The sequence below is a fragment of the Sphingopyxis sp. H053 genome (genome assembly GCF_001468225.1).
Lineage (GTDB): Bacteria > Pseudomonadota > Alphaproteobacteria > Sphingomonadales > Sphingomonadaceae > Sphingopyxis.
In genome coordinates, this window is record NZ_LNRU01000002.1 from 491,534 (window position 1) to 514,389 (window position 22,856).

General features: G+C 65.2%; 26 protein-coding genes. 9 read left to right on the forward strand and 17 right to left on the reverse strand.

Features of this window, described 5'->3' with window-relative positions:
* Positions 1-113: 113 nt before the first annotated feature.
* From coaD to ATE70_RS05400, 3 genes are read right to left on the reverse strand one after another with little or no spacing between them, the layout of a single operon-like run.
* Positions 114-620 (reverse strand): pantetheine-phosphate adenylyltransferase, encoded by a 507-nt coding sequence (gene coaD / locus ATE70_RS05390; protein ID WP_058536881.1) that lies wholly within the window; start codon positions 618-620, stop codon positions 114-116.
* Positions 620-1,501: a polyprenyl synthetase family protein gene (locus ATE70_RS05395; protein ID WP_058537027.1), complete on the reverse strand. Its 882-nt coding sequence runs from the start codon at positions 1,499-1,501 to the stop codon at positions 620-622. The genes coaD and ATE70_RS05395 overlap by 1 nt, the downstream gene beginning before the upstream one ends.
* Before the next feature lie 45 nt (positions 1,502-1,546).
* Positions 1,547-1,822: an exodeoxyribonuclease VII small subunit gene (locus tag ATE70_RS05400; protein ID WP_058536882.1), complete on the reverse strand. Its 276-nt coding sequence runs from the start codon at positions 1,820-1,822 to the stop codon at positions 1,547-1,549.
* A 72-nt stretch (positions 1,823-1,894) separates the two neighbouring features.
* On the opposite strand from ATE70_RS05400, the gene ATE70_RS05405 reads away from it, so the two are divergent.
* The 4 genes from ATE70_RS05405 (at position 1,895) to ATE70_RS05420 (ending at position 6,070) form a co-directional block, all read left to right on the forward strand.
* Positions 1,895-2,557, forward strand: coding sequence for a hypothetical protein (locus ATE70_RS05405; RefSeq protein ID WP_058536883.1), 663 nt, complete (start codon positions 1,895-1,897; stop codon positions 2,555-2,557).
* A 130-nt stretch (positions 2,558-2,687) separates the two neighbouring features.
* On the forward strand, positions 2,688-2,984 hold the full coding sequence (locus ATE70_RS05410; RefSeq protein ID WP_058536884.1) for a hypothetical protein: 297 nt from the start codon (positions 2,688-2,690) through the stop codon (positions 2,982-2,984).
* Between the two features lie 84 nt (positions 2,985-3,068).
* Positions 3,069-5,312, forward strand: a complete 2,244-nt coding sequence (gene purL / locus ATE70_RS05415; protein WP_058536885.1) for a phosphoribosylformylglycinamidine synthase subunit PurL — start codon at positions 3,069-3,071, stop codon at positions 5,310-5,312.
* Positions 5,313-5,332: 20 nt separating this feature from the next.
* Positions 5,333-6,070 carry a DUF72 domain-containing protein gene (locus tag ATE70_RS05420; protein WP_058536886.1) on the forward strand — a complete coding sequence of 246 codons (738 nt, stop codon included), beginning with the start codon at positions 5,333-5,335 and terminating at the stop codon, positions 6,068-6,070.
* A gap of 6 nt (positions 6,071-6,076) precedes the next feature.
* Here ATE70_RS05420 and ATE70_RS05425 read toward each other — a convergent pair whose 3' ends face one another.
* Positions 6,077-6,403, reverse strand: a complete 327-nt coding sequence (locus ATE70_RS05425) for a winged helix-turn-helix transcriptional regulator (RefSeq protein WP_058536887.1) — start codon at positions 6,401-6,403, stop codon at positions 6,077-6,079.
* Positions 6,404-6,538: 135 nt separating this feature from the next.
* On the opposite strand from ATE70_RS05425, the gene ATE70_RS05430 reads away from it, so the two are divergent.
* Complete coding sequence (locus ATE70_RS05430) at positions 6,539-7,186, forward strand: flavodoxin family protein (RefSeq protein WP_058536888.1); 648 nt, start codon at positions 6,539-6,541, stop codon at positions 7,184-7,186.
* Between the two features lie 33 nt (positions 7,187-7,219).
* Here ATE70_RS05430 and ATE70_RS05435 read toward each other — a convergent pair whose 3' ends face one another.
* The gene (locus ATE70_RS05435) at positions 7,220-7,999 is read right to left on the reverse strand and encodes a Coq4 family protein (protein ID WP_058536889.1); all 780 of its coding nucleotides are present in this window, start codon (positions 7,997-7,999) and stop codon (positions 7,220-7,222) included.
* A 129-nt stretch (positions 8,000-8,128) separates the two neighbouring features.
* Here ATE70_RS05435 and ATE70_RS05440 point away from each other — a divergent pair, with 129 nt between their 5' ends.
* Complete coding sequence (locus ATE70_RS05440; protein WP_058537028.1) at positions 8,129-9,367, forward strand: DUF418 domain-containing protein; 1,239 nt, start codon at positions 8,129-8,131, stop codon at positions 9,365-9,367.
* Here the strand turns inward: ATE70_RS05440 and ATE70_RS05445 are convergent.
* The 6 genes from ATE70_RS05445 to panB all read right to left on the reverse strand — a co-directional run bounded on the left by ATE70_RS05445 (position 9,361) and on the right by panB (position 14,671).
* Entirely contained in the window at positions 9,361-9,765 is a 405-nt protein-coding gene (locus ATE70_RS05445; RefSeq protein ID WP_197411390.1) for an Hpt domain-containing protein, read from the reverse strand. The genes ATE70_RS05440 and ATE70_RS05445 overlap by 7 nt on opposite strands.
* 117 nt (positions 9,766-9,882) lie before the next feature.
* Complete coding sequence (locus ATE70_RS05450; protein WP_058536890.1) at positions 9,883-10,113, reverse strand: sulfurtransferase TusA family protein; 231 nt, start codon at positions 10,111-10,113, stop codon at positions 9,883-9,885.
* Positions 10,110-11,501: a ribosome biogenesis GTPase Der gene (gene der / locus ATE70_RS05455; RefSeq protein WP_058536891.1), complete on the reverse strand. Its 1,392-nt coding sequence runs from the start codon at positions 11,499-11,501 to the stop codon at positions 10,110-10,112. Before der ends, ATE70_RS05450 begins: the two co-directional genes overlap by 4 nt.
* A 46-nt stretch (positions 11,502-11,547) precedes the next feature.
* Positions 11,548-12,882, reverse strand: coding sequence for an outer membrane protein assembly factor BamB family protein (locus ATE70_RS05460; RefSeq protein ID WP_058536892.1), 1,335 nt, complete (start codon positions 12,880-12,882; stop codon positions 11,548-11,550).
* 1 nt (position 12,883) lies between these two features.
* On the reverse strand, positions 12,884-13,693 hold the full coding sequence (locus ATE70_RS05465; protein WP_058536893.1) for a tetratricopeptide repeat protein: 810 nt from the start codon (positions 13,691-13,693) through the stop codon (positions 12,884-12,886).
* A gap of 114 nt (positions 13,694-13,807) precedes the next feature.
* Complete coding sequence (gene panB, locus ATE70_RS05470; RefSeq protein ID WP_058536894.1) at positions 13,808-14,671, reverse strand: 3-methyl-2-oxobutanoate hydroxymethyltransferase; 864 nt, start codon at positions 14,669-14,671, stop codon at positions 13,808-13,810.
* A 128-nt stretch (positions 14,672-14,799) separates the two neighbouring features.
* Between panB and ATE70_RS05475 the strand changes: the two genes are divergently transcribed.
* Complete coding sequence (locus tag ATE70_RS05475) at positions 14,800-15,219, forward strand: hypothetical protein (protein WP_058536895.1); 420 nt, start codon at positions 14,800-14,802, stop codon at positions 15,217-15,219.
* A gap of 39 nt (positions 15,220-15,258) precedes the next feature.
* Positions 15,259-15,480: a helix-turn-helix transcriptional regulator gene (locus ATE70_RS05480; RefSeq protein ID WP_058537029.1), complete on the forward strand. Its 222-nt coding sequence runs from the start codon at positions 15,259-15,261 to the stop codon at positions 15,478-15,480.
* 59 nt (positions 15,481-15,539) lie between these two features.
* Here the strand turns inward: ATE70_RS05480 and ATE70_RS05485 are convergent, their stop codons facing one another.
* Genes ATE70_RS05485 through ATE70_RS05500 form a run of 4 tightly spaced genes read right to left on the reverse strand, consistent with a single transcriptional unit; the run spans position 15,540 to position 18,619 of the window.
* The gene (locus tag ATE70_RS05485) at positions 15,540-16,469 is read right to left on the reverse strand and encodes an aldo/keto reductase (RefSeq protein ID WP_058536896.1); all 930 of its coding nucleotides are present in this window, start codon (positions 16,467-16,469) and stop codon (positions 15,540-15,542) included.
* Positions 16,466-17,542, reverse strand: a complete 1,077-nt coding sequence (locus tag ATE70_RS05490; RefSeq protein WP_082639983.1) for a glycerophosphodiester phosphodiesterase — start codon at positions 17,540-17,542, stop codon at positions 16,466-16,468. The genes ATE70_RS05485 and ATE70_RS05490 overlap by 4 nt, the downstream gene beginning before the upstream one ends.
* Positions 17,539-17,889 carry an ArsC family reductase gene (locus ATE70_RS05495; RefSeq protein WP_058536897.1) on the reverse strand — a complete coding sequence of 117 codons (351 nt, stop codon included), beginning with the start codon at positions 17,887-17,889 and terminating at the stop codon, positions 17,539-17,541. Before ATE70_RS05495 ends, ATE70_RS05490 begins: the two co-directional genes overlap by 4 nt.
* A 55-nt stretch (positions 17,890-17,944) precedes the next feature.
* Positions 17,945-18,619: a Crp/Fnr family transcriptional regulator gene (locus ATE70_RS05500; RefSeq protein ID WP_231732788.1), complete on the reverse strand. Its 675-nt coding sequence runs from the start codon at positions 18,617-18,619 to the stop codon at positions 17,945-17,947.
* Between the two features lie 258 nt (positions 18,620-18,877).
* Here ATE70_RS05500 and ATE70_RS05505 point away from each other — a divergent pair, with 258 nt between their 5' ends.
* Positions 18,878-20,251, forward strand: a complete 1,374-nt coding sequence (locus ATE70_RS05505; RefSeq protein WP_058536899.1) for a class II 3-deoxy-7-phosphoheptulonate synthase — start codon at positions 18,878-18,880, stop codon at positions 20,249-20,251.
* A 157-nt stretch (positions 20,252-20,408) separates the two neighbouring features.
* Here ATE70_RS05505 and ATE70_RS05510 read toward each other — a convergent pair whose 3' ends face one another.
* On the reverse strand, positions 20,409-21,911 hold the full coding sequence (locus ATE70_RS05510; RefSeq protein WP_231732789.1) for a M28 family peptidase: 1,503 nt from the start codon (positions 21,909-21,911) through the stop codon (positions 20,409-20,411).
* A 67-nt stretch (positions 21,912-21,978) separates the two neighbouring features.
* Complete coding sequence (locus ATE70_RS05515) at positions 21,979-22,791, reverse strand: HpcH/HpaI aldolase/citrate lyase family protein (RefSeq protein ID WP_058536901.1); 813 nt, start codon at positions 22,789-22,791, stop codon at positions 21,979-21,981.
* Positions 22,792-22,856 lie beyond the last annotated feature (65 nt).

Below are 22,856 nucleotides of genomic sequence, written 5' to 3' on the forward strand. Positions count from 1 at the left end.
AACCAAGGGGCGGAAGGATGATTTCATGCTGGATCGGCCTTTGGATAATAAACTGGATTTGCGCCCCGATGGCGCGCCCTAGCCGGAAAAAGCTGAACGCTCAATGATCGGTATCAGCGCTCGCCTTGGAGGAGCCCCCGCTCGGCGATGCGCGCGACGACGGCATCGCGCACCGACGGCGTCACGAATTTCCGGATATCGCCGCCGAAAATCGCGATTTCCTTGACCAGCCGCGATGCGATCGGTTGCAGCCCGACGTCGGCCATCAGGAACACCGTCTCGATCCGGTCGTTGAGCTGCTGGTTCATCCCCGCCATCTGATATTCATATTCAAAGTCGGCGACCGCGCGCAGCCCGCGGACGATCATGGTCGCCCCCTCGCGCTCGGCGAAATCCATCAGCAGCGCATTGAAACCGACGACGCGGATATCGCCCTCGATCGACGCGACCTCGGCCTTCACCATGTCGATGCGCTCGTCGTCGTCGAACATCGGCGATTTGGTAATGTTGGTCGTCACGCCGATCACCAACCGGTCGACCAGCTTCGCGCCGCGGCGGATGATGTCCATATGCCCGAGCGTGATCGGGTCGAAGGTTCCGGGATAAACCCCAATGCGCATCAACGGTCCCTTTCCACCACATAACGGGCGATCGCGCGCAGCAGCGCCGCCTCTTCGCCGAAACTCGCGAGATGGCCGATCGCCTGGTCGACGAGCGCGGTCGCCTGCTCGCGCGCGCGTTCGAGCCCCATCAAGGTGACGAAGGTCGCCTTGCCCGCGGCATCGTCCTTGTGCAGCGCCTTGCCCGCGAGTTCCTCGTCGCCTTCGACGTCCATGATGTCGTCGGCGATCTGGAACGCGAGCCCGATGTCGCGCGAATAGGCGCGCAGCGGCGCGCGCCCCTCGGGCGGGATCCGCGCGAGGATCGCGCCGGCCTCGACCGAAAAAGCGATCAGCGCCCCGGTCTTGAGTTGCTGGAGCCGCGTCACCGTCGGCAGGTCGAAATTCGACGTCTCGGCGGCGAGATCCATCATCTGCCCGCCCGCCATCCCCGCCGGGCCCGCGGCGCGCGCGAGTTCGCAGCAGAGCTCGCCGCGCACGAAGGGATCGGCGCTCGTCACCGGGTCGCACAGCCATTCGAACGCGAGGGCGTGGAGCGAATCGCCCGCGAGCACCGCGGTCGCCTCGTCGAACGCCTTGTGCACCGTCGGTTTGCCGCGGCGCATGTCGTCATCGTCCATGCACGGCAGGTCGTCGTGGATCAGCGAATAGACGTGCATCGCCTCGACCGCCGCCCCGACGCGCAGGGTCAGCATGCGGTCGACGTGGAAAAGATCGCCCGCGGCGCGAACGAGCAGCGGACGCAGCCGCTTGCCGCCGGCCACCGCCGCATGGCGCATCGCTTCGTAGAGCGGCCCGCGCGGGTCGGACGGAACGGCGAGCAGTTGATCGAACAGCGTGTCGATCCCGGCCGCAACCTCATTCTGGGTGGCAAGCAGCAATTGCCGCTCGCGCGAAACTTCGCTGTCGACGAGCGTCACCGTGGATCAGCTTTCGCCGAAGGGGGTCGTTCCCGCCGGTCGGCCGTCGGCACCCAGGCTGACCTGTTCGATGCGCGCCTGTGCCGCGGCGAGCCGCGCCTCGCAATGGCCGCGCAGCGCATGGCCGCGCTCATAGAGCGTCACCGATTCCTCGAGGCTGACATCGCCGCTCTCGAGCCTTCGCACGATCGTTTCGAGCTCGCCCATCGCGGCTTCGAACGACAGCGAGGCGATATCGGCGGCGCCAAAGCCTTCTCGAGCGGGTTCGGGGGTGTCCGTCATCGCCCTGCTTTGGCCCCTTCGCCCCCGTCCGGTCAAGCTTGACGTGGTGATTTTGCCCTATAGCGTCGCGCCATGTTCATCGGCCATTTCGCCCCGGCGCTGATCGTCGCGGCCCGTCCAAAGGCGGCGGGGCTCGGGACATTGTTCGTCGCGGCGCAGCTCATCGACATCGGTTTTGCCGCATTGCTGGTCCCGGGGATCGAGGCGATGCGGATCGTCCCCGGCATCGCCGCGATGAACCCGATGGACCTGTACCACATGCCCTATACGCACAGCCTGCTCGGCGCGCTGATCTGGGCGAAGATCTTCGGCGTGCTCGTCTGGTTCGCGACCAAGCGCAAAGAGGCGGCGATCAGCGCCGCGCTGGTCGTGGTGTCGCACTGGTTCATCGACCTTCTCGTCCATATTCCCGATCTGACGCTCTATGGCATGCCGCCCAAACTGGGGCTCGGGCTCTGGAATCATCCGCTGATCGCGATGCCGCTCGAGATATTGCTGATCGGCGGCGCCTTTCTTCATTATCAGCGCCGCACCGAAGCGCCGGGCGGCAACCGCCGGCTCTGGATACTCGCCGGGCTGCTCGCCTTTGCGCAGGCGATCGACTGGTTCGGCCCGAAAGAGCCCGCCTATTCGCTCGCCATCCCCGCGACGATGCTCTTCGCTTATGCGCTGCTCGCCGGGACCGCGGCGTGGGCGGGCGCCAACCGGCGGCTCGCGGTGCCCGTCCGCACCTGACCCCTTCGCGCCGCGCAATCACGCTTCTGTTTTTTGCAATTGCCCGCGCCGCGCGAGCCGGTCATGCTGCACTGCACAAGAAGAGAGGGGCTCAAAGGCAAGTTTTGTTCATCAGACAAGGACTTGCATCATGAAAAAATTCATTCTCCCCGCCCTCGGCCTGCTCGCGCTGGCGCCGTCCGTCGCCCTTGCCAAGGATGCGCCGACCAACCGCTTCGAGCATGAGGGCAGTACCTACAGCTATAGCGTCACGCAGGTCGGCGACACGCGCGTGATCAGCGGCGTCGAGGAACGCACCGGCAAGCCGTTCACGCTCCGCGTCGGCCAGCACCGCGTGCGCGGCACCGTCGGTTCGCAGCAGGTCAGCTTCGCGCTGCGCGACGTCGCGCCGCTCGTGAAGCCGTCGGCCACCCTCGCCTCGCGTTGATCCGTCTCTCCGACCGCAGACCCCATGGTGCAAAATGCATCATGGGGTCTGTTCGTTTTGCGCCTGTGCGGCTAAAGGCGCGCCATGACTCAGCAAGCGCCCGCCATCACCCCCGAAATCGTCGCCGAGCACGGGCTTTCGCCCGAGGAATATGATCGCGTCCTGCACGCGCTCGGGCGCGAGCCGAACCTTGTCGAACTCGGCATCTTCTCGGTCATGTGGTCCGAGCATTGCAGCTATAAAAGCTCGCGCCTTCACCTCAAGAAACTGCCGACCGAGGCGCCGTGGGTGATCTGCGGCCCCGGCGAAAATGCCGGCGTCATCGACATCGGCACCGGCGAAGGCGGCAAGAAGCTCGCCGCGATCTTCAAGATGGAGAGCCACAACCACCCGTCGTATATCGAACCCTATCAGGGCGCGGCGACCGGGGTCGGCGGCATCCTGCGCGACGTGTTCACGATGGGCGCGCGTCCGGTCGCGAACCTCAACGCGCTGCGTTTCGGCCGCCCCGACCATCCGAAGATGAAGCATCTCATCTCGGGTGTCGTCCACGGCATCGGCGGTTACGGCAATTGCGTCGGCGTCCCCACCGTCGGCGGCGAAGTCAATTTCCACAAAGCCTATGACGGCAACATCCTGGTCAATGCGATGACCGTCGGCGTCGCCGAACAGGACAAGATCTTCTATTCGGCCGCATCGGGCGTCGGCAATCCGATCGTTTATGTCGGCTCGAAGACCGGCCGCGACGGCATCCACGGCGCGACGATGGCGTCGGCCGACTTCGGCGAGGATGCCGAGGAAAAGCGCCCGACCGTGCAGGTCGGCGATCCCTTCACCGAAAAATTGCTGATCGAGGCGTGCCTTGAGCTGATGGCGTCGGACGCGATCGTCGCGATCCAGGACATGGGCGCCGCGGGCCTCACCTCCTCGTCGGTCGAAATGGCGTCGAAGGGCGGCGTCGGCCTCCACCTCAAGATGGACGATGTGCCGCAGCGCGAAACCGGCATGACGGCCTATGAAATGATGCTGTCCGAATCGCAGGAACGCATGCTGATGGTGCTGAAGCCCGGTCGCGAAGATTTCGCGGCCGCGATCTTCCACAAATGGGAACTCGACTTCGCGGTCATCGGCACTGTCACCGACACCGGCCGCATGGTGCTCGAGCATAAAGGCGAGATCGTCTGCGACATCCCGCTCGCGCCGCTCGCCGACGACGCCCCGCTCTATGATCGCCCGCATGTCCCGACCCCGAAGCAGGCTGACCTCACCAACGTCCCCGAGACGAAGGATGTCGCCGCGGACCTCAAGACGCTGATGGGCACCCCCGACATCGCCAGCCGCCGCTGGATCTGGGAACAATATGACAGCCAGGTCGGCGGCGACACGGTGCAGATCGGCGGCGACGCCGCGCTCGTCCGTATCCACGGCACCAACCGCGCGCTCGCGATGTCGACCGACTGCACCCCGCGCTATTGCTACGCCGACCCCGTCGAGGGCGGCAAGCAGGCGGTCGCCGAAACCTGGCGTAACATCAGCGCGGTCGGCGCGACCCCGCTCGCGATCACCAATTGCCTCAACTTCGCGAACCCGCAGCGCCCCGAAATCATGGGCCAGATCGTCGGCTGTCTCGACGGCATGGCACAGGCGTGTATCGCGCTCGACTATCCGATCGTGTCGGGCAACGTCAGCCTCTATAATGAGAGCAAGGCGACCGGCGGCGGCAGCGCGATCCTGCCGACCCCCGCGATCGGCGGCGTCGGCGTGATCGAGGATCTCGGGAAAGCGGTCGGCATCGGCTTCAAGCGCACCGGCGACATCGTGCTCGCGGTCGGCGAACGCGCCGGCCACCTCGGCCAGTCGGTGTGGCTCCGCGAGATTCTGGGCCGCGAGGAAGGCCCGCCGCCGCCCGTCGACCTCCGCGCCGAAAAGCGCACCGGCGACTTCATCCGCGGCGCGATCAACGCCGGCTGGATCACCGCCTGTCACGACGTATCGGACGGCGGCATGGCGGTGACGCTCGCCGAAATGGCGCTGAAGTCGAACATCGGGGTGCTCGTCAGCGAAGAACAGCCGTTCGGCGTCGCCGAAAGCTTCTTCGGCGAGGATCAGGGGCTTTACCTCGTGACGGTGTGCGACACCTGCCTCGCCGACTTCCTCGACGCCGCGGGCCGCGCCGACGTGCCGGTCGATCCGGTCGGACGCACGATCAAGGATCGCATCGTCTTCGAACTCGAAGGCAGCGACCATCAGGTGACGCTCGCCGAACTGCGCGAAGCGCATGAAGGCTTCTTCCCTAACCTGATGGGGGCCGACGCCGCGCTCGCATAATAGCTGAAAGTGAGGGGCCAATGAGCATCTATGTCGGAGTCGGGGGCTGGACCTTCGAACCATGGCGCGGCCCCTTCTACCCCGCCGGCCTCGCGCAAAAGCGCGAGCTCGAATATGCCGGCCAGCATCTGACCGGCATCGAGATCAACGGCACCTATTATGGCAGCCAGAAGCCCGAAACCTTCGCCAATTGGGCGGAGTCGGTGCCCGACGGGTTCCAGTTCAGCGTCAAGGCGTCACGCTTCACGACCAACCGCAAGGTGCTGGCGGAAGGCGCGGCATCGATCGAGAAATTTCTGACGCAGGGGCTGACGCGGCTCGGCGACCGGCTCGGCCCGATCCACTGGCAGTTCATGGCGACGAAGAAGTTCGACCGCGACGATTTCGCGGGCTTCCTCGACCTGCTTCCCGATACGCAGGACGGCTTGCCGCTCCGCCACGCGATCGAGGTGCGCGACGAAAGCTTCCGCGACCAAGCCTTTATCGACATGGTGCGCGAACGGAACATGGCGGTCGTCTTCGCCGACAGCGACGAATTTCCGTGCATCGACGAACAGACCGCCGACTTCACCTATGCGCGGCTCCAGCGCAGTCAGGACGATGTCGAAACCGGCTATGATGCGAAGGCGCTCGACCATTGGGCGAAGCGCGCCAAGGATTGGGCGGTCGGCGACCGCGACGTCTATATCTTCTTCATATCCGGCGCGAAGGTTCGCAACCCCGCCGCTGCGCAAGCGCTGATCGCGAAGCTCGACTGACCAACATCACCGGCCGCCGGGCAGATTATGTTTCCCCCATTCGCATAGCGGCGTCAGCGCTTCGTTGAGCGATGCCCCCAAGGGGGTAACCGAATAATCGACACGCGGGGGAACCTGATGGAACATCTCGCGGTGGACCAGACCATCGGCTTCCATTTCCCGCAATTGCTGGATCAGCATCTTTTCGCTGATTCCGTCGATACGCCGCTTGAGCGCGCCGAAGCGCACCGGGGTGCCGTGAAGCTCCCAAAGAATCAGCGCCTTCCATTTTCCGCCGATAATCGCGAACACCGGCCCAAGACCGTCATTATAGGGTTGATTGCGTGTCGACATGATTACCAATTCTTACCTGAAAGTGTGTACCTGATAAAATAGTAGGTAGTTGATCAATCGAAAGTATCACGCCACCCCTTTGCGTCAACAAGACATGGCAGCCGCGCCGTGTCCCACGCGAAAGGATCGGCCGATATGCCGGAAAAACTGCTCATTCTTGTCGGAAGCCCGCGCAGGAACGGAAACACCGCGACGCTTGCCGAAGCCGTCCGGCGCGGCGCCGAGGCGGCGGGCAGCGATGTCGCGCTGCGATTTCTGGATGACCATATTTCGGGGTTTCTGCGCGATTGCCGCCAATGCCGCGGGCCCGATGGGGAATGCGCGATCGACGACCCGTATCGCGCCCTGTTCTTCGACGAGTTCTTGCCCGCGCAAGGGGTGATCTTTTGTTCGCCCATCTATTGGTACGGCGTGTCCGCCCAGATCAAAGCGTTCTTCGATCGCAGCTTCTGCTATTATGCGGCCTCCTATCCGGGCTCGCAGGACGCGCTTGCGGCGATGGCCGGCAAACGGCTCGGCTTGGTGCTCGCGTCCGAGGAAACATATCCCGGCGTCGCCCTCGGCATTATCCACCAGATTCAGGAATTTTCCCGCTACACCAATTCGGACTTCGTCAACGTAGTGCGCGGGGCCGGCAACAGCCGCGGCGAAGTGCGAAACGATCCGGCGAACCCGATCGGCGACGCCGAACGCCTGGGCCGGGAGATATTTTCGCGATCCTATTCCGACTACAGGCTGGAGACGCCGCGCAGCCCGCGCGTCTGGCCGGAAAGCGTCGCCTGAGCACCGGGTTCCCCGGCTTTCGCCGGGGACAGTTCAGGCCATCGCAGCCTTTGCCGCGAGGAAGTTGTACGGATCGATCCCACGGTTGCGGTACGCGCGGTGCGCTTCCTGATAGAGCGTCGGCTCGCCGATCCCCAGCCGCGCACGCGCGGCTTCGAGCGGTTCGGCGAGCAGCGAGCGGATGTCCTGCTCGATGATCGCCTTCGCCGCCTTGCCGTGGCGCTGGCCCTGGCGGATCGCGCCGAACACCGGCGCGTCGCTTTTGACGCCGCGCTTCACCTCATAACCGCCGGCATAGGCGATGAAGAAATTGCCGTAGTTGCCCGTCTGGCCATAGGTGAAGCCGAGCACGCACTGTTCGCCGAGCGCGTCGCGGCCATAGCCGGTCAGGATATGGAACAGGTCGTGCGTGTCGCGCAGACGGTTCGAATACCATTGCACCTGATCGTCGAACTTGGGACGGCCCATCTTGTCGCTTTCGGCGACGAGCCCCGCGGCCGAGAGGCCTTCGCGGCGCATGAAGGTGACATAGGCGTGGCCGACGCTGCCCTCGGGCAGTTCGTCGATCCATGCATGGTCGTCGAGCAGGTCGGGCAGATAGGGTTCGCGTTCCATCAGCTTCTGGCCGAAATCGCTTTCGACGAAGGCGCGCGCGTCGTCCATGAAGCCCTTGCGCGGCAAATTTTCAAAGATGTGGAACACCTGCTCGGTGTCTTCCTTGTCCGCGATCAGCTTGCGGAAGTGCTGGAACGCCTTGAACGGGCGGAACTTCTGCGGCTGGCGGTCGGGGTGGGAGAAGATGGTGGGGGTCATGGCTGGCCTCGTCCGAATCAGGTGATGATGCTCAGATAGCATTACTGACATAGATGTCAATAGCAGGTTAAAGCGCTGGACGGATCGTCGCCCCAACCGTTATAGGCGAATAACACAGTGGAGGGCGATATGCGCGAAGACAGACAAGTTGCAAGCGAACGCCTCGTCACCCTCGACGCGCTGCGCGGCTTCGCCGTGATGGGCATTTTGGCGATGAACATCGCCGCCTTTGCGATGCCCGAAATGGCCTATGTTTCGCCCAAGGCCTATGGCGGCGAAACCGGGGCCGACATCGCCGCCTGGGCGCTCGGCTTCCTCCTCTTTGACGGCAAGATGCGCGGGCTGTTCTCGATCCTGTTCGGCGCGAGCATGCTCCTGATCGTCGACCGCGCGGAGGCGTCGGGACAGGATCCGGGCTCGGTGCACTACCGCCGCATGGCGTGGCTCGCGGTCTTCGGTCTCTGCCATTATGTCTTCCTCTGGTGGGGTGACATCCTGTTCCTTTATGCCGCCGTCGGCTGCGTCGCCTTCCGCTTCCGCGCGTGGGAACCGCGCCGATTGATCAAATGGGCGCTGGGCATCTTCACCCTCGGCGTTGTCCTGACGTCGCTTTTCTTCGGCGCGCAGCTTGCGATCGGAAGCGCGGCCGACAATCCCGCTTCGCCGATGGCCGAGGCGGGCCGCGAGGTCCGCGCCGAATATGCCAAGATCGACGGCGAGGTGACCGAGGAACTCGCGCTCTATCGCGGCCCCTATCTACCGATCCTCAACTCACGGCTCGATACCGCGATCAATCCGTTCGTCGGCGTGCTGATGACGATATGGGAGACACTGCCGCTGATGATGCTCGGCATGGCGCTGTTCCGCAACGGCTTCCTGACGGGGGCATGGGCGGCGGCCGACTACCGGCGGATCGCGCTGCGCTGGCTGCCTCCCGGCGTGCTGCTGACATTGCTCGTCGGCTGGCTCCAGTGGCGCGCGGGCTTCGATTATCTCGTCGCGGTCAATGCCTTCATGGCGTGGGCGGGGCCGGGACGACTGATGATGACGATCGCCTATGCCGCGCTGCTCGTGCTGCTGATCCGGCGCGCTGCTGCCAGCGCCTGGATAACCCGCGTCGCGGCAGCGGGTCGCGCGGCCTTTTCCAACTATCTCGGCACCAGCATCGTGATGACGACGATCTTCTATGGCTATGGGATCGGCCTGTTCGGCGACGTCGGCCGCTGGACGCTCTATCTCTTCTGCATCGCTATGTGGGCGGTCATGCTGCTCTGGTCGAAGCCGTGGCTCGACCGCTATCGCTATGGCCCGCTCGAATGGCTGTGGCGCAGCCTCGCGCGCGGGTCGCTGCAACCGATGCGTCAGTAGCCGACCGCGCGGCCAAAACCCGTCGGACGGCGCTGGACGAGTGGGTTCGCTTCGCGTTCGAGCGCGCCGAGCGTCTCCTCGAACAGCCGGCGCAGTTCGACGACGCGCGGCAGATATTCTTCGGGGCTCGTCTGGCTTTCGACGCAATGGCGCGCGAAGACTTCGATATCCTCGGCGAGCGCGCCGAGTTTCTCGCCGCCGAACTGCCGCGCTTCGCTTTTCAACGTGTGCGCGGGCATGACGAGGCCGCGGGCGTCGCGCGCGCGCATTGCCTCTTCGATGGCGGCAACCGATTTGGTGCCGTCTTCGCGAAAATAGCCGAGAATCCGTACGAACGCGGCGCCCAACTGGGTGCGCGTCGCGCGAAACTCATCCCAATCGACCAGGATTTCGTCCAATGCTTTAGTCCCTTGGTGTTCAAATTCGGCCGTGGTCCCAACCGGTCCATGCCGAAGTTGGGTAAAAAAGACGTTACGGTGTCAGGGGTGCCGCAAAGAAAGTCGCCCCGTTTTGGGTCAGCGTCGGACGCGCCAGCGTCCCTCGTCGGCGGTCGCGACATCGGTCTCGACCGACCAGCCATGCTCGCCCGCAAGCGCCGCAACCTCGCGCCCCGCCTGCGGATCGTCGGCGATCAGCAGCACGTCGGACGCATCGCGCATCGCGCGCGCGAGCCTGAGCGCGGGCCAGGGGCAGCGCATGCCGCGCGCATCGACGACCAGCGCCCCCAATGTCTTAGGCGTCGTCATTCATCATAGGGATTGCGCGAATTGCGGAAGTTGAGGCGCACTGGAACGCCCTGGAAACCCAATTCCTTGCGCATGCCATTGACCAGATAGCGCGTATAGCTTCCGGGCAGGCTGTCGGTCCGCGTGCCGAAAACGACGAACGTCGGCGGCCGGGTGCGCGCCTGCGTGATATAGCGCAGCTTGATCCGCTTGCCGCCCGGTGCCGGCGGCGGGTTGTTTTCGACCGCATTTTCGAACCAGCGGTTGAGTTTCGCGGTCGAGACGCGGTTGGTCCAGATCGCGCGCTGTTCGAACGCGACGCGAACCAGCGTGTCGATGCCCTTGCCCGTCGCGCCCGAAATGCTGAGAACCGGAACGCCCTTGACCTGGCTGAGCCCGTCTTCGAGCGCGGTTCGCACGCCGTTGAACAACGACGACGGGTCTTCGGCGACATCCCATTTATTGAGCGCGACGATCAGCGCGCGGCCTTCCTGCAACACCCGGTCGGCGATGTGCAGATCCTGCGACTCAAGGCCTTTGGTGGCGTCGAGCAGCAGGACGACGACCTCGGCGAAATCGACCGCGTGGAGCGCGTCGGCGACCGAGAGCTTCTCGAGCTTTTCGACCACCTTGGCGCGCTTTCGCATGCCCGCGGTGTCGAACAGCTGGATCTCGTGGACCTCGCCGTCTTTCTCCCACTGCCAGTCGACGCGGATCGAATCGCGCGTGATCCCGGCTTCGGGCCCGGTGATCAGGCGGTCCTCGCCAATCATGCGGTTGATCAGCGTCGACTTGCCCGCATTGGGGCGGCCGACGATCGCGAGCTTCAGCGGACCGAGCGGCGCGTCTTCATCCTCTTCGTCGCCTTCGACCCGCGGGGGCACCGCTTCGAACGCGGCGGCGTCAAATGCATCGACGATCGGGCGCAGCGCGTCGAACAGATCGACGACGCCTTCGCCATGCTCGGCGCTGAGCGCGATCGGATTGTCGAAGCCGAGCGAATAGCTCTCCATCAAGCCGTTTTCGCCCTGTTTCCCCTCGGCCTTGTTGACGACGAGGATGATCGGCGTGTCCTCGCTACGCAGCCAGCGCGCGATTTCCTCGTCGAGCGGGGTCACGCCGGCGCGGCCGTCGATCATGAACAGCGCCGCATCGGCCTCGCGCACCGCCTTTTCGGTCTGCACGCGCATGCGGCCGGGCAGCGTCGCCGCGTCATAATCCTCGAAACCCGCGGTATCGACGATGCGAAAATCGAGGCCGAGCAGATGCCCGTCGCCCTCGCGGCGGTCGCGCGTCACCCCGGGCTGGTCGTCGACGAGCGCAAGGCGCTTGCCGACCAGCCGGTTGAACAGCGTCGATTTGCCGACATTGGGCCGGCCGACAATGGCAATCGTCGCGAATCGCGACATGAGACTTATCCCTATTACACCGGGCCGCCCCGGCCCGGACGCTGTATCAGCGCCAGGCCGTGATCTGCCCGTCGTCCGCGAGGACGTACAAAATATTGTTCGCAACCACGGGGGCCTGCGACAGCGGCGATTTGAATTCGGTCGTACCCAGGAGCGAGCCGTCGGTCGGCGAGAATTCCGACAAGACGCCCTCGCTGTTGACCGCGATCAGACGGCCGCCGGCGAGAATCGGTCCGGTCCAGCGGATCGGATCCTTCTTCTTCTTTTCGGTTTCGACGCGGAAGCGCGCGAGCTGTTGCAGCCAGCGCACCTTGCCGTTCGCGCGCGCGACGGCCAGCAGTTTGGCGTCGTCGGTCATCGCATAGACCCATTCGCCGACGACATAAGGCGTCGAGATGCCGGCGATCGAGATTTCCCAGCTGCGCTGGCCGGTGACGAGTTCATAGCTCGCCATACGGCCACCCTGCCCGAGCGCGAAGACGCGGCCGCGATCGACGACCGGATCGGCGTCGACGTCGGTGAGCGTCGACACCGACAGCGCCATCGAGGTGCGCGCGAGCGCGTCTTCCCACAGATCGCGGCCGTTTTCGTAACGATAGGCCTGGACCTCGCCCGACGAGAAGCCGGCGACGATCGTCCCCTGCCCCGCCGCGGGCGAGGCGGCACCGAACACGCTGCCCGCCTCTGCCGATGCGGTGGCCTGCCACTGCACCGCACCATCGGCGGCGTTGAGCGCGAAAATCTGGTTGTCCTGGCTGATGACATAGACACCGCCAAAGGCAATCGTCGGCGCGCCGCGCAGCGGGCCCGCGGGTTTCACCTTCCAGATCACCGATCCGTCGGCGACGTTCAGCGCCGCGACGTCACCGACGCCGCTGGTCGCATAAACGACATTGCCGTCGACCCCAGCGCCGCCGCCGAACAGCGACGCCTTGAAATCCTTGCCGGTACTTCCGATCGGCACGCTCCACAATTTCGCGCCGGTGTCGGCGGCGAAGGCGGTCACCACGGCGTCGGTATCGACGACGAACAGACGGTTGTCGGCGATCACCGGCGAGGCGGCGATCCGCTGCTTGTTGGTGCTGCCCGCGATATTGGCTTCCCACAGCTTCGTCCGCGTCGCGGCGAGCGCCGGATGGCCCATCGATTTCGATGCGTTGCCGCCCGACTGCGCCCAGGCGGCGTTGACCGCCGGTTCGGGCAGCACGACCGCGATCGACGCGGTGGCCGGATCGACCTTGACGCTGTTGTCGTTCGACAGGATCGAGACGCGGTCACCGACCGTCGGGGTCTTTGGCGGACCGTCGCCCTTCAGCACCCCACATGCCGTCAGCGGCAGCGCGAGCAGCGCCGCATAAATTCCGAAACGCGCTTTCCGCATATTAATTGGCTTCCTCAGTCTTTGCGGCTGCAGCGGCCTTTGGCGCGGCATTGCCTTTCTGGTCCCCGGCGGCGGCGGCTTGCGCCGCGCCCTTGTTTTCGGCTGCGGCGCTTTCGTCCGCCCGGTCCGCGACCGCATCGACGCCGAGCATCCCCGCCATCTGCACCGAGCGCGATTGCAGCGATTTGGCCACATTGGGCAGTTTGGCGATGCGGCCATACAGCGCGCCCGCCTGGTCGAACTGGCCCAGCTGGTAATGCGCGGTCGCCGACAGTTCGGCGGCACTCGCGAACCAGCTCGACGCCGGATCCTTCGCATCGACCATCGGCTTCATCCGCGCGATCACCACTTCGGGCTTCAGCGTGTCATATTCGAACGCCGTCTGGCGGATCAGCGCGAGATCGCGCAGCGCCTGGTCGAGCTTCGTATCGGCGGCGACTTTCGCCATCAGGGCGGCGGCCGCCTTCAGATCGCCGGTCTGCGCCTTGATGTTCGCTTGCTGCATCTGCGCGACCGCGCGATAGGCGGGATCGCCTTCGGCGGCGAGCTTCTGCAGATCGGTCGCCGCGGCGCGCGGCTGGTTGGTGCCGAGCTTTTCGAACGCCGCGATCAATTCTTCGGCCTGCTCGCCGCGCGCGGCATCCTGCTGGTGGCTCCAGAAGAGATAGCCGCCGAACGCCAGCAGGGCGGCGATGACGCCGCCGATGATCCAGCGGCCATAGCGCTGCATGATCGTATCGAGCCGGTCCTTGCGGACGGCTTCGTCGACTTCCTGCAACAGCGCGGCATCATTCGTCGGGCTCAGCGCCAATCAAACCTCCATAAACTCAATATTGGCCCGGGCCTTCAGCATCGCGCCGGCCGCTTCCTTAGCGACGGCGCCGAAAAACGCCAAGCGTTTCACTCTGCACGGCTCGCCGGACTCTTAACCTGCGTAGGTCTGATCCTCGGTCGGGAATGAACGGGACCTGACTTCGTCGGCATAGTCCTTGACCGCGCCTTCGACGACGCTCGCCATATTTCCATAGCGCTTGACGAACTTGGGAACGCGTTCGAACATGCCGAGCATGTCGTCGGTGACGAGCACCTGGCCATCGCACTCTGCCGAAGCGCCGATACCGATCGTCGGGCAATCGACCTTGTTCGTGATCTCGATCGCGATCGATTCGAGCACGCCTTCGATCACGATCGAAAAGGCGCCGGCCTGTGCGACGGCAATCGCGTCTTCGACGATCGAGCGGGCTTCTTCCTCGCTCTTGCCGCGCACGCCATAGCCGCCGAGGATGTTCACCGCCTGCGGGGTCAGTCCGACATGACCCATCACCGGAATGCCGCGCTGGGTCAGGAATTCGATCGTCGGGGCCAGCACCTTGCCGCCCTCGACCTTCACCGCCGCCGCGCCGGTTTCCTTGAGCAGCCGCGCGGCATTGTCGAACGCCTGCTGCGGGCTGCCCTCATAGCTGCCGAACGGCATGTCGACGATTACCGCGGCGTGATAGCTGCCGCGCACGACGGCGGCGCCGTGCAGCGCCATCATGTCCATCGTCACCCCGACGGTGTGCGGCAGGCCGTAGATCACCTGCGCGAGCGAATCGCCGACGAGCAGCATGTCGCAATGCGGGTCGAGCAGCTGCGCCATGCGGACGGTATAGGCCGTGAGCATCACGAGCGGTTCGCCGCCCTTGCGCTGGCGAATGCGCGGTACGGTGAGGCGTTTCATCGGCTGCGGCGTCGGATTGGCGCGGCTGGTCGATGTGTCGAAGGTGAGCGTTTTCGGGAGCGTGGACATGGGGCGGGGGTCTAGCCCCTCGTGGGCCGGAGCGAAAGGTCGAAGAGCAGCAATGGTAATCCTGCTTGACTCCATGTTGTATATTTTTAACATAAAGTCAGACAGAACGAACATTGGAGATTCGCAGGATGGCGTTTCGCGAAAAAATCGACTGGCTGAGCTTTGCGGTGATCCTGCTCGGCTTTTCAGCCTATTTCTGGATTTTCCCTTATGGTGTCGGCGACCGCGAGGGCATGGCGGCACAGGCGGGATTGCTGATCGCGCTGGCGATCATCTTCACGATCGTCATGACGACTGCGGCGACGCTGTTTGCGGTGATGCGACCCCGGGATGCAAATGCCCCCGCCGACGAGCGCGACCGCAATATCACGCGGCGCGCCAGCGGCTTCGCTTATTATGTCCTGATCGCCGGGCTTGCCGGCTGTTTCGCGCTCGCGCACATCACGCGCGACCTGGTGCTGGTGCTCAACGCCGTTCTGGCGGCCGCCGTGGTCGCCGAACTCGTCCGGCTGGGACTGCAGATCCGTTTCTATCGGACCGGCGCATGAGGATTGGCAACGCTCGGACAGCCCATCGTCGAGGCCCGCATGGCTAGGCCGCCTTTCACCAACGACATTCGCACGCTCCGCTTCCTCGCCGACGAAATGACGCAGGGCGAGCTTGGCGACCGTGTCGGCGTGACCCGGCAGACGATCGCGGCGATTGAGCAGGGCAAATATTCGCCGTCGCTCGAGGTCGCGTTCCGGATCGCGCACGTCTTCGACAAGCCGCTCGAGGTCGTATTCCAGTGGGATGACGCCAGCGATTGAGACAGCGCGGCCGCGCGGGCCCGGACCGATGCCCCTCCCCGGTGGTGTCGGGCCGGGCCTTAGGCCGCGCTGAGCGCCGCGAGCTGCTCGTCGCTGAGGCGGAGGTCGAGGCTGCCCATCAGCTCGTCCAGCTGCTCCACCGACGTCGCGCTGGCGATCGGCGCGGTCACGCCCGGTTGCGCGGCAACCCATGCGAGGGCGATCTGCGACAGGGTGGCGCCCGTTTCCGCCGCGATGCGGTCCATCGCGGCCAGCACCGCCGGCCCCTTGCCGCCCAGATAGGGTTTGACGCGCGCGCCCCGCGGACTTTTGCCAAGGTCGTCGGCACTGCGATATTTGCCCGACAAATAGCCCGAGGCGAGGCTGAAATAGGTGACGACCCCCAGCCCCTCGTCGATGCAAAGTTGTTGCAGCGCGCCTTCATATTGGTCGCGGTCGAGCAGGTTGAGTTCGGGCTGCATCGCGGTGAAGCGCGGCAGACCCCTTTCGTCCGCCACCCGCAGCGCCTCGGCCAAACGGTCGGCCGAATAGTTCGACGCCCCGATCGCGCGCACGATGCCGGCGTCGACCAGCTCGGCAAAGGCGCCGAGCACTTCGTCGAGCGGCACGTCGGGATCGTCCTTGTGCGCGAAATAGAGGTCGATGACGTCGGTGCCGAGCCGGTCGAGCGAATCTTGCACGGCCTCGCGAATGCGGTCGGGCTTCAGCCCGCCGGGCATCATCCCGACCTTGGTCGCGATCAGCACGCTGTCCCGCGCGCCGCTTTCTTTCAGCCACGCGCCCATCATGCTTTCGGATTCGCCGCCCTTGTGGCCGGGAACCCACGCCGAATAGACGTCGGCGGTGTCGATCATCCCGCCACCAAGCAGGGCGAAGCGGTCGAGAACGGCAAAACTCGCATCGCGCCCCGCGGTCATGCCAAAGACATTGCCGCCGAGGACGAAGGGCCGGATCGACAGGCCGCTCTGGTCCAAGGCTCTTTCGGTCATTGTCCGCTTTCCTTCCTTACCGTCGCCACCGCTTCGCGCGGATTGTCGCTGAACAGGCCATCGATACCGGTCTTCAGATAAGCGGCGATTTCACCCGCGAGATCGCCATGTCCGGCCGGATTGACCCCGCCCTTGTCGTCCAGCGGCAGGAAATAATTTTCGCGGCGGAACGTCCACGGATGGACCTTGAGCCCCGCGGCATGCGCATCGCGCACGAGGTCGGTGGGTTTGCCGAGCCGGCCGAGCGCGCCGCGCGGGATCACCATCGCCTTGTTGGGGCCGATGCCGTCGGCATAAGCGGCGATCATTTTCAGCCCCGCGGGCGACGTCATGGCGGCATAGCTGGTGCCCGGCCGGTCGGCGGGTCCGCCCTCGCCATCCATCAGCTGGATCAGCGGCAGGTCGCTCCTGGCGCGCAGGTCCATCAGATTGCCGACCTCGAAGCTCTGGGTGAACACCGGCGCGGTGCGGCCGCGATAACCGAAGCGATCGAGCACCGCGAGCAACGGCGCCTCGTGCGGCAGGCCGATCGACACGAAATAGCTCGGGTGCTTGGTTTCGGGATAGACGCCGACAGGCTTCTTCCGGTCCTTGTTGACCTCGGCGAGCAGGGTCAGAATTTCCTCGAAGGTCGGGATTTCGAACTGCCCGTCATATTCGGTGCTGCGCAGCTTCGGCAGCCGCTCGCGCGCGCGCAGCGTCTTGAGTTCGGCCAGTGTGAAATCTTCGGTGAACCAGCCGGTGACATCCTGCCCGTCGATTGTCTTCGTCGCCTTGCGAGCAGCAAATTCGGGATGTGCGGCGACGTCGGTCGTTTCCGAAATCTCATTCTCATGCCGCGCGATAAGCACGCCGTCCTTGGTGAGCACGAGATCGGGCTCGATATAATCGGCACCAAGGTCGATCGCGAGCTTGTAACCCGCCAGCGTATGTTCGGGGCGTTCGCCCGACGCGCCGCGATGGGCGATCACGATCGGCGGCTGGCCATCGAGCGTCGGCTGCGCGGTCACGGCATCAGCCCCGCAACCGGCGAGCAGCATGAAGGCCAGCAGCGCCGCGAGCGACCGGATCATGCCGCAAAACGCGCCTGCCAGTCATCGGCCGAAAAGCCGACGCTGATATCGCCCGCGGCCTCGACCACCGGGCGGCGGATCATCGCCGGCTGGTCGAGCATCAAAGCCTTTGCAGCGGCGGCATCGAGCCCTTCCTTTTGCGCGTCGGGCAGCTTGCGAAAGGTCGTCCCGGCCTTGTTGAGCAATTTTTCCCAACCGAGCGCGTCGATCCAGTCCTGCAGCCGCGCGGCGTCGAGCCCATCCTTGCGCACGTCGTGAAAGCGATAGGCAACGCCCTGCTCGTCGAGCCAGCGCCGCGCCTTCTTCACCGTGTCGCAGTTCGAAATGCCATAGAGAATCATCGTCATGGACCGAGGACTTAGCAGGCGCCGGTTGCAGTTTCGAGGCCGGGAAGCGCCGTGCTCAAGAAATTGTCGACCGCTCGGCGATGCGCGTGTTCGCGCTCGCCAGCTTGCCGCGAAGGGCGCGCGCAAAACCCTCGTGGAGCGCGCCCGCGATCCCGGGATTGGCCGCCAGATAGGCGCGCAGCGCCGCGGCCGGGACAAACCACAGCCGGGCGTTGCTGCCGAGCGTCACCGTCCCGGTCGCATGCGCGCCATCGAGCACCGTCGCCTCACCGATCAGCGCGCCGTCCGAGAGCCTCCCGATCTCGGCGCCGTCGCGCAGGATCGCAACTTGTCCCTCGGCCAGATAGAAGAGGCTGGGTGCCGCCTGATTCTCGCGGATCAGCACCTCGCCGCGCTTTGCCGAAATCCAGTGCCCCTGATCGATCAGATCGCGCGCGGCCGCGGTGCCCAGGCCGGAAAAATGCTGGCGCCGCAATTCCTCTTCTTCAGGCGAAAACAACACCTTCGTGCCGCGCAGCCACAGCCGCGCCAAAATGCCGATGTTGACGACGAGGATTGCGAGCACGAGCAGGCTGGAACCGACGTCGGGCCCGCGAAACAAGGCCAAGGGCAAAGCCACCAACGCCGCCGCGGCAAGGCCGATGCGGACATAGTCGATCCGCACGACAAAACTTGTCGCCAACAGGAGCAGCAGCGCCCCATAGAGGAACCATGCGGAATCGAAACTCATAGCCAATCGCTTCGCATCGAGACCCAGGCCCGGGTCACGGGTGTATAACGTTGTCGATAGCCAAAAGCCTTGGTCGCGCGAGGCTAATCGCATTTCCGCAGCGTGTAATAAACTACCAGTTTTGGTCTCTCAAGAAAAGCATAGGTGCGCAGATGTCACGATAATGCTAATTTTCGGGTTTGATCGTGCCGGAAACATTGCTTCCGCGCGGCATAGGCGCCATGTGGCGCTCGATTCGAACGCGAAAAGATTAGGCAGATGACAAAAAACTGGCAACCGCATAGCTGGCGCTCGCACGAAGCCCGCCAGCTTCCCACCTATCGCGACGCCGATGCGCTGGCGGCCGCCGAGCGCGAGCTCAGCAATTATCCGCCGCTGGTGTTTGCCGGCGAAGCGCGCGACCTGACCGCCGATCTCGGCCGCGTCGCGGAGGGCAAGGCGTTCCTGCTGCAGGGCGGCGACTGCGCCGAAAGCTTTGCCGAATTCCATCCGAACAACATCCGCGACACTTTCCGCGTGCTGCTCCAGATGGCGGTCGTGCTGACCTTCGCGTCGAAGATGCCCGTCGTAAAGCTCGGCCGGATGGCGGGCCAGTTCGCCAAGCCGCGTTCGGCCGACATGGAAGACATCGATGGCGTCGAACTGCCAAGCTATCGCGGCGACATCATCAACGACATCGCGTTCGAGGAAGCGGGCCGCGAGCCCGATCCGCAGCGCATGGTCAAGGCGTATAACCAGTCGGCGGCGACGCTGAACCTGCTGCGCGCCTTCGCGAACGGCGGTTATGCGAACCTGCACCAGGTCAACGCGTGGACGCATGATTTCATGGACCGCAGCCCGTGGGCGAAGAAATATCAGGAAACCGCGGCGCGGATTTCCGAAGCGCTCGCCTTCATGGAAGCATGCGGCGTGACCCCCGAAACGGTGCCGCAGATCAAGGGCACCAGCTTCTACACCAGCCACGAGGCGCTGCTGCTCCCCTATGAGCAGGCGCTGACGCGGCAGGACAGCCTGACCGGCGGCTGGTACGACACCTCGGGCCACTTCCTGTGGGTCGGCGACCGCACCCGCTTCGAGGGCTCGGCGCACATCGAATATCTGCGCGGGATCGGCAATCCGGTCGGCATGAAGTGCGGCCCCAGCCTCGAGCCCGATGTGCTGCTGCGCCTGCTCGACACGCTCAACCCGAACCATGTCGCGGGCCGCATGACGCTGATCACGCGTTACGGCCACGACAAGATCGAAGCGCACCTGCCGAAGCTGGTGCGCGCGGTGAAGGAATCGGGACACCCCGTCGTCTGGTCGTGCGACCCGATGCACGGCAATGTCATCAAGACGCCCAATGGCTACAAGACGCGCCCGTTCGAACGCATCCTCGCCGAAGTGCGCGGCTTCTTCGCCGTGCACCGCGCCGAGGGCACGCATGGCGGCGGCATCCACATCGAAATGACCGGCCAGAATGTCACCGAATGCACCGGCGGCGCGATGGACGTGACCCAGATGGATCTCGCCGACCGCTACCACACGCATTGTGATCCGCGGCTCAACGCGGGGCAGAGCCTCGAACTCGCGTTCCTGCTCGCCGAAATGCTCAATCAGGAAATGGCCGACCGCGCCAAGCAGGCGGCCTGATCATTAGCGTCGCCCCCGCGAAAGCGGGGGCCGCTGGCAGCCTTGCGCTACGCCGATAGCGCCAGTTAAGGGTTGGACATGCCCCGCATGTCCAAGGATTGTCCGGGGGACAATCCGACCCTTCACTCCTTCGCGGGGGCGACGTCTATTCTTTCTATTATTTGCCCGGCCATCGCTTCGTATCGGCGAACGCCCGGCCGATCGCCACATGCAGGTCGGCATCCTCAGCCGCGCCGCCGAGCGGGATCTTGTCGGAGAAATTGTCGGCGGCGCTGTGATAATCGCTGCCGAGGAAGGCTTCGAGCAGCTTCATGTCCGAGAAGCTGCCGCCGACCATCAGCGTCGTCACGCCCTTGGCGCCCAAGGCCCAGCCGTCCTGCCGCTGGATGAAGGCGTCGGCCTCGCCATCCTCGTCGAGCTTGCGGCCGAGCTTCGTCGCCGCCTCGCGCACCACGGCGTCATAGGCGGGCTTGCCGCGTCCGATCGTTGCGACCGGGGTGCCGCGCGGCGAAATCGCGATCGTGTCGATGTTGAGCGCGACGGTGATATCCGACAGCGGCACGACCGGATGATCGGCGAAATAATGCGCGCCGAGCAGGCCCTTTTCTTCGGCCGTCGTCGCCATGAAATAGATGTCGCGGTCGGAACGCGTGCCCGAGCCCAGCCGCTTGGCGACCTCGATCAGCACCGCAATGCCGCTCGCATTGTCGACCGCGCCGTTGCAGATGCGATCGGCAGCGCCTTCGGGCTCGCAAATGCCGAGATGATCCCAGTGGCCGAGGAACAGGATCGCCTTGCCGTCGGGCTTGGCGCCGGGAAGCTTGGCGATGATATTGTTGCTGGCGAAGGAACGCGCGGTCGATTTCGCCGTGATGTCGGCGGTCACGGGCAGGACCGCGCCCTTGTAATCGGGCGATTTCGCGGCTTCGCGGAGCGCGCCGCCATCCTGCCCCGCCTTTTTGAGCAGCGCATCGGCCGCCTCGAGCGACAGGAAGCCGCTGACCGGCGCGCCCGGCTTGGCGCCCGCAAGGCGCATCGACTTGGCGCCGGCGCTTTCGCGGAGCTGCGCCCACGGCACCGCGTCGGTGGCGATCACCAGCACGGCGCTCGCGCCGGCATCGGCGAGCATCTGGCGCCGTTCGCGATAGCGCGGCAGCTTGTCACCGAAGGGGACATTGTCGAACAACATGATCGCGAGCTTGCCCTTGACGTCGGCATTGACCTTGCCCGCGCCGTCGACGCCATAGCCGACGAAGACGGCGGGAAGATCGGCGAACGAGGCCGACGCGTCGCGGCTGCTCAGGATGATGCCGTCATCCTCCAGCGCGAAGTCGCGGCCATTGACCTTGAACTTCGCACTGCCGCCGAGTGCCTGCGTTTCGACGAAAGGCACCGGCTGGAGCCAGGGCGTGGCGCTGCCCGGAACGGCTTCGAGCCCCGCCTTCGCCCATTCGCCGACGATATAGGCGATCGTGCGGTCCTCACCCTCGGTTCCCGGGGCGCGGCCTTCGAACGCATCGCTCGCCAGCACCTTGATATGATCGGCGAGCTGGGCCTCGGTGATCGGCGCGTCGCCCTTGGCAGGCGCCGCCGACGCGGCGGGAGCAATGGCAAGAAGGGCGATGGCCGCGACGGCGGCGTGGAAACGGGTGGTTTTCATGGCGCCGCCGCATGGCATTTCCGCCGCGCTCCGGCAAGGCGCGTTCGTCGAAAGACGAACGGCGGCGTCAGGCTAGCCCGGCGCGTTCGAGCAGCGCCCGCGCCGCCGCGACATGCATGTCCTCGATCATCCGCCCGTCGTGGCGCTGCGCCCCGCCCGTCGCCGCGGCGACGAGCGCCTCGGCGGCCGCGACCTCGCGTTCGGACGGGGCAAAGGCGACGTTGCACGGATCGACCTGCGACGGGTGGATCAGCGTCTTGCCGTCGAAGCCGAGCCGCCGCCCTTCGGCGGCCTCGGCCGCAAAACCAGCAGCATCGTCGATCGCATTATAGACGCCGTCGAAACCCCAGACGCCGCCCGCCCGCGCAGCGAGGACGATCGCCTGGATCGCATGGCTCATCGCGCCGCGGTCCATCCCGTCGGGCAGTTTGAGTTCGTGCGCGAGGTCGTTGAGCCCGGCGATCAAGCCGCTGACTGCCGGATCGGCGGCGATGTCGCGCGCGGCATAGATCGCCGCCGGCGTCTCGATCATCGCGAAGACCGGCAGACCGAGGCCGCGCAGCGGGTCGAGATCGGACGGCGCATCGACTTTCGGAAGCACCAGCGCGTCGAGCTTCAGCCCGGCAATCGCGGCGATGTCGGCCGCCTGTTCGGCCGCTCCCGTCGCATTCACGCGCACCGCCACGCGCTTGCCCGGGAAGCCTGCCGCCACCGCAACGCGCATCGCAGCGCGCGCTTCGTGCTTGCGGTCCGCGGGCACCGCATCCTCAAGGTCGATGATCAGCAGGTCAGCGGCAAGCCCGCCCGCCTTTTCGAGCGCGCGCGCGTTCGATCCGGGGACATAGAGCAGCGAGCGCGGCGGATAGTCACTTGGCGTCATATGCTTTTCTGTGGCGCAGCCGGACCATTGCCGCAATAAGGAAGGCGGTTGCAGACGGAAATTGC